Source organism: Protofrankia sp. Cas8, assembly GCF_963555845.1.
Classification (GTDB): domain Bacteria; phylum Actinomycetota; class Actinomycetes; order Frankiales; family Frankiaceae; genus Protofrankia.
On record NZ_CAUVXI010000035.1, the window covers coordinates 23234 to 29121 of the forward strand.

A 5888-nucleotide genomic window follows, 5' to 3' on the forward strand; every position below is an offset into this window, starting at 1 on the left:
ATACGACACTTCATTTCTATCAAATATTTGATACTCAACTAGCGTTTGATATTCAACCAGCGTTTGATGCAGGCTGGCTCCATGACTCGCACCATCGCCCTGATCACCGGCGCCTCCTCCGGCATCGGCGCCGCCTATGCCCGTCTCCTGGCAGCGGACCGGGACCTCGTCCTCGTGGCCCGGCGCGCCGACCGGCTCGACGACCTGGCGGAGGAGCTCCGCACACGCGGAGCCGCCGTCGAGGTGCTGCCCGCCGACCTCACCACCCACGACGGCATCGCCACCGTCACCGACCGCCTAGCCGCCGGGGACGTACGCATGCTGATCAGCAACGCTGGCACCGGCGGCTACGCCCCGCTCATCGACGTCGACCTGGCCGACATCGACCGCCTGCTTACCCTCAACGCCGTCGCCCCCATCCAACTGGTCCGCGCCGCGCTTCCCGGCATGCTCGCCGCCGGCGAAGGGAGCATCGTCACCGTCGCCTCGCTCCTCGCCTTCAGCGCGGGCCTCACCGACCCGCGAGCGCCCCGGCGCACCCTGTACGTCGCCGGGAAGGCCGCCACCTTGGCGTTCACTCGCACCCTCGCCGACGAACTCGCCGACACCCCGGTCCGTACGCAGGTGGTGTGCCCTGGCGTTGTGGCGACGGAGTGGAACAGCGGTGCCGGCCGCACCATCCCCTGGGCGATGTCGGCTGAGGACGTGGCCACGGCCAGCCTGGCCGGGCTCCGCCTGGGCGAGACGGTCTGCGCTCCCGGCCTGGAGGAGCAGGCCGACGCCCTCGACGCCTTGCTCGCCGCAGAGACGGCCCTGGCCAGCGGCGGCAACCAGCCCACCCTCGCGACCCGCTACACCGGCCCATGACAGTGGCAGTCGGCGTCCTGACCCACTCGTCACCACCGGCTAGGTCCTCATGACGGCGGGCCTGGCGATCCTCGCCCTCGCGCCCGCCTCGACACCGCTCTGAGCCCCAGTCCGCTGATGATCCTGGTCGCACCGGCCAGTCCACTGGTGATGCCACCGATGACCGCCACCAGGTCGCCGCGGCCGTGGTGCGAGGGACGAACGCCAGACCATCACGGGCGGCGACCGGACGTATACGGCGATCGATCAACGAAGGAGATGACGATGTACAGGCGAACGCTCGGACGTGACCTCGAGGTCGCGGCGATCGGCCTGGGTTGCATGGGCATGAGCCAGAGCTACGGCCCCAACCCGGGCAGCCGGCAGGAGATGATCGCGCTGATGCGGGCAGCGGTGGAGCGCGGCGTCACGTTCTTCGACACCGCCGAGGTCTACGGGCCGTTCCTCAACGAGCGACTGGTCGGCGAAGCGCTCGCCCCCGTCTCGCGCAGATCGAGACCGCCGCCGCCACGATCGACATCCAGGGCGGCCGCTACCCCGAACACCTCGAGCGCATGACCGGCCTGTGACCTGCCGTCACTGCCCCAGCAGCGTCAGGCCAGCCGGACGCAGCAGCGCTTTGATGGCGCGGCGCTCGTCCATGGCCTTGTAGCCCTCGGCGACCTGCTCGAGGGGCAGGGTCAGGTCGAAGACCTTGCCGGGCTCGATCCGGCCGGAAAGGACCCGGTCGATGAGGTCGCGCAGGTAGGCGCGGACCGGGGCCGGTCCGCCGCGCAGACCGACGTGGGAGACGAACAGCTGTTGGGCGTCCAGCTCCACCCCGTGCGGCATGCCGACGAAGCCGACGTTGCCGCCGGGCCGGGTGATCGCCAGCGCCTGCCGCATCGACTCGTCGGTGCCGACGCACTCCAGCACGCTGTCGGCCCCGATCCCGCCGGTCAGGTCCATGACGCGGGCGATGCCGTCCTGGCCGCGCTCCTCGACGATGTCGGTGGCGCCGAACTCCAGCGCCAGCTTCCGGCGGGTCTCGTGCCGGCTCATCGCGATGATCCGGTCGGCGCCCAGCTCGCGGGCCGCGATCACCCCGCACAGGCCGACCGCGCCGTCACCGACGACCACGACGGTTCCTCCGGGAGTGACCTCCGCGGCGCGGGCGGCGTACCAGCCGGTGCCCATCACGTCCGACAGCGTTAGCAGGCTCGGGACCAGGTCCGGGTCGGGCTGGCCGGGGGTGGCGACCAGGGTGCCGTCCGCGTGCGGGACCCGGATCACGTCGGACTGGCAGGTGCCCATGAACTCCCGGTGCACGCAGTTGGACTGGTAGCCGTTGCGGCAGTGGGCGCAGGTGTTGTCGGACGTCGCGAACGAGCCGATCACGAACTGGCCCGGCGTGACCGAGGTGACGTCGGTGCCGACCTCCTCGACGACGCCGACGTATTCGTGGCCCATCTGGTGCGGGTCGCCGACCGGCGCGAGACCGCGGTAGGCCCACAGGTCCGAGCCGCACACGCAGGTCGCGACCGTCCGGATGATCGCGTCGGTCGGCTTGATGATCGTCGGCTCCGGCACGTCCTCGACCCGGATGTCTCCGGGGGCGTAGATCACAGTCGCTCGCATGGTTTCTCCAAAATTCCGGTCTGCCGGACGGCCCGGCGGTCACGGCGGGCGTCAGACGCGGGCTCTGACGCGCGGCCGCTCGTACTCTGTGTCGGTGACGTGTTCGAGCCAGGTGTTCTCCGGGCCGCCGTCCGGGGCGGCGCCGTGCCAGTGCTCCTCACCCCGGTACAGGACGTCGAACCAGACGTCGCCGATGAACCATTCAGCCGGGTCCTTGGCGGTCGGCGGCTGCTTCAGCAGTTCCATTCTCTGGTCCCCCTAGAAGACCGCTGAATTCCGAGAAGAATTCGGTGCAATGGCCGGGGTCGCTGCCACCGGCACACCTCTCACTCTGCCATCGGCCTGTCGGGCCGCGCCACGGAGCCTTCCCTCCCGGGAGAAACCCATCCTGGGGTAAAACTGTCCTACCTTGGCGTCGGCGGCCGGGTGGCACACTGGCAAGATGAGCAGCAGCACCCACCTCATCGAACTGGGGAAGTTCCTCAGGGCCCGCCGGGCCGAGATCAGCCCCCGCACCGTCGGCCTGCCGGCCTCCGGCGAGCGGCGGCGCGTGGCCGGACTGCGCCGGGAAGAGGTGGCGGTGCTGGCCGCGATCAGCACCGACTACTACACACGCCTGGAACAGGGCCGCATCACCCCGTCGACCTCCGTGCTGGCCGCCCTCGTGCGGGTCCTGCGGCTGAACGACGACCAGCGCGACTACCTGTACGAGCTCGCAGGCCGGGACCGGGAACTCCACCGGCCGCGGCCGCAGCCGCAGCCGCAGGTCCAGCCGCACCTGCGGGCGGTGATGGACGAGCTCACCGTGACCCCCGGCATGATCCTGGGCCGCTACCTCGACATCCTGGCGTGGAACCCTATGGCGGCCGCACTGTTCTCCGTCGACTACACCAAGATCCCCGACCGCCGCCGCAACTACATCCGGCAGCTGTTCACCGACCCGACCATGCGGACCTTGTACGCCGACTGGGAGAACTCCGCCCGCGGCGCCGTGGCCGTGCTGCGCCGCCGGGCCGCCGCCCGCCCCGACGACCCGAGCCTGACCGCTCTGGTCGGCGAACTGTCGGTGCAGAACGAGCAGTTCCGGCAATGGTGGGCCGACGGCGAAGTCGCGCCCCTCACCGGCGGCATCAAGGTGTTCAACCACCCGATCGTCGGCGAACTCACCCTCGACTGGGACGCCCTCAGCTGCGGCCCCGACACCGGCCAGCAGCTCATCATCTGGATCGCCGAGTCCGGCTCCCGCACCGAGGAAGGCCTGCGCCTGCTGTCCTCCTGGGCGGCGACCCAGGACCAGCCCGCCTCCGACACCGCTCTCAGCTGAACTCCCGCACCTGACCGCCGTCCCCGAACGGCCGCGTCCGACAACCCGTGCCCCGCACCGCCGCCCCGTCCACGCGACCCGTCCGTAGAGCCCCCTCCGCGCCGGCATAGAGCGTTCCGAAGCGCCCGGGGCCGGGCGCTATTCCCGCCCGATGGAATGTCTTTGGCATAGGCATGCCCGCCGATGCGAATATGCCCGGCCGGGCCGGATCTCTCTGCCTCTCCCAGATCCTGGGACGGTTTCCTCCTACCCTCAACGCCTGGATTCTGTGTCATTCTTCTAGTGCATCGCCTGGCGCTCGCTTCGCTCGGTGAGGGCGTTCTTTCCGCCCGTGCCGTTCTCGCGGTCCGATCCCGGACATGCGTCTGGATCTTATCGATCTTCGGGGAGCATCCCATAGCAAAGATCCTTTTCGTTATCACCGCCGCCACGCACTGGACGCTGGCGGACGGGACCAAACAGCCCGCCGGGTTCTGGGCGGAGGAGGCCCTCGGCCCGTACGCGGTCTTCAAGGATGCCGGCTACGAGATCGCGGCGGCCACTCCGGGCGGCGTCCCGCCTACCGCCGACGCCCTCAGCCTGACCCCGGACTTCAACGACGGCCCCGAGGGTGCGGAGCGGATGAAGACCGCACTGCGCGAGGCGACCGAGCTGGCGCACCCGATGCGCATCGAGGACGCCCGGATCGACGACTACGCGGCTGTCTTCTACCCGGGCGGCTGGGGCCCGATGGAGGATCTGCCCGATGACGCCGCCTCCGGCACGCTGCTGACCGGCTGGCTCGCCTCCGGCAAACCGCTGGCGCTGGTGTGCCACGCCCCGGCTGCCCTGCTGGCCACCCTGGACGCCGACCGGAAGTCCCCGTTCCACGGCTACTGCATGACGGGGCTGTCCAACGCCGAGGAGATCCAGAACGGCCTCGCCGACCGGGCCAAGTGGCTACTGCAGGACCGTCTCGTGGCCGACCTGGACGCCGACTACCGGGAGGCCGAGCCGTTCACCCCGCACGTCGAGGTGGACCGCACCCTGTTCACCGGTCAGAACCCGGTCTCGGCGGTCCCGCTCGCCCAGGAAGTCGTCAAGTCGCTCGGCTGACACCCTCGCCGACCCCGAGTGGGCTCCCTCAACCCCCAAGTCAATACGCCACGTATCGAATCAGCAATATTCCGTGAAATCCGCCCCGCGCACTAAGGAGTGCTTCATGTCCGGTTCCTCGAACATCGCACTGGTCCGCAGGCTGTACGACTCCGGGGCCGACCCGGCCGTCATGAAGGAGATCATGTCGCCCGACCTGGTCTGGGACATCACCCCAGGCTTCCCCCACGGCGGCGTCTACAGCGGGTTCGACAGCATGGTCAACGACTTCTTCGGCCAGCTGGGCTCGAAGGTCGACTCGTGGTCGGCCAACGCCGAGCAGTACTTCGCCGACGACGCCGACCACGTCTTCGTGCTGGGGCACTACCACGTCGAGAAGAGCGACCGGAAGGCCGACGTGCGGTTCATCCACCTGTGGACGATCCGCCACGGCCAGCTCGCCTCGCTGAGGCAGGCCGCCGACAGCCACCTCGCCCAGCAGGTCGTCAACGGCTGACCGGCGCCCTCGTCACCGGCCGGTATCCGGACCCTCGGCCCGCCGGCCGGTACGCACCGTCAGGGCAGCGGGAAAGGGGATCGGGATGCGAGTCGTCGCGATCGAGGAGCACTACGCCACCGCCGGGCTGCTGGAAGCCAACGGCCTGGACCTGTCGTGGCTGCCCGCGGCCGTGCACGACCGGCTGGTGGAGATGGAGGCGGTCGGGGTCGACGTCCAGGACCTACCAGCAGAGACCGCCGTGCCGCTGGCCCGCGACCTCAACACCAGCCTGCACGAGACGGTGATCGCCGCCCGTCCGGACCGGTTCGCCGCATTCGCGACGCTGCCGATGAACGGCGTCACCGCGCGCATGGCACTGGACCTGCTCGACCTCCCCGCGGGCGGCACCGTCGCCATCACCGGAGCCGACGAGGCGGTCGGCGGCCGCCCGGTCCTGATCGATCTGTCGGTGCGCCGCTTGTACTGCGAGAACCCCGCCTGTCCGAA

At 69.9% G+C, this 5888-nt stretch carries 6 protein-coding genes and 2 pseudogenes; 6 read left to right on the forward strand and 2 right to left on the reverse strand.

Annotated elements, in window-relative coordinates; translation table 11 throughout:
- Window positions 1–81: 81 nt before the first annotated feature.
- Both U9977_RS07980 and U9977_RS07985 read left to right on the forward strand, forming a co-directional pair.
- A complete protein-coding gene (locus U9977_RS07980; RefSeq protein ID WP_322748552.1) occupies window positions 82–867 on the forward strand; it encodes an SDR family NAD(P)-dependent oxidoreductase in 786 nt (261 codons plus the stop codon).
- Window positions 868–1131: 264 nt separating this feature from the next.
- Window positions 1132–1350: pseudogene (locus U9977_RS07985) on the forward strand (aldo/keto reductase); the annotation flags it as partial.
- Between the two features lie 93 nt (window positions 1351–1443).
- On the opposite strand, the gene U9977_RS07990 reads toward U9977_RS07985, so the two are convergent.
- Together U9977_RS07990 and U9977_RS07995 are read right to left on the reverse strand one after the other, a co-directional pair.
- On the reverse strand, window positions 1444–2484 hold the full coding sequence (locus tag U9977_RS07990; RefSeq protein ID WP_322748554.1) for a zinc-dependent alcohol dehydrogenase family protein: 1041 nt from the start codon (window positions 2482–2484) through the stop codon (window positions 1444–1446).
- A 51-nt stretch (window positions 2485–2535) separates the two neighbouring features.
- Window positions 2536–2730: a hypothetical protein gene (locus tag U9977_RS07995; protein WP_322748555.1), complete on the reverse strand. Its 195-nt coding sequence runs from the start codon at window positions 2728–2730 to the stop codon at window positions 2536–2538.
- Window positions 2731–2926: 196 nt separating this feature from the next.
- Between U9977_RS07995 and U9977_RS08000 the strand changes: the two genes are divergently transcribed.
- The 4 genes and pseudogenes from U9977_RS08000 to U9977_RS08015 all read left to right on the forward strand — a co-directional run.
- Window positions 2927–3808: a helix-turn-helix transcriptional regulator gene (locus U9977_RS08000; RefSeq protein WP_322748556.1), complete on the forward strand. Its 882-nt coding sequence runs from the start codon at window positions 2927–2929 to the stop codon at window positions 3806–3808.
- 396 nt (window positions 3809–4204) lie between these two features.
- The gene (locus U9977_RS08005; protein ID WP_416210512.1) at window positions 4205–4903 is read left to right on the forward strand and encodes a type 1 glutamine amidotransferase domain-containing protein; all 699 of its coding nucleotides are present in this window, start codon (window positions 4205–4207) and stop codon (window positions 4901–4903) included.
- Between the two features lie 106 nt (window positions 4904–5009).
- Window positions 5010–5399, forward strand: coding sequence for a nuclear transport factor 2 family protein (locus U9977_RS08010; RefSeq protein ID WP_322748558.1), 390 nt, complete (start codon window positions 5010–5012; stop codon window positions 5397–5399).
- An 85-nt stretch (window positions 5400–5484) separates the two neighbouring features.
- A pseudogene (locus tag U9977_RS08015) lies at window positions 5485–5888 on the forward strand (hypothetical protein); the annotation flags it as partial.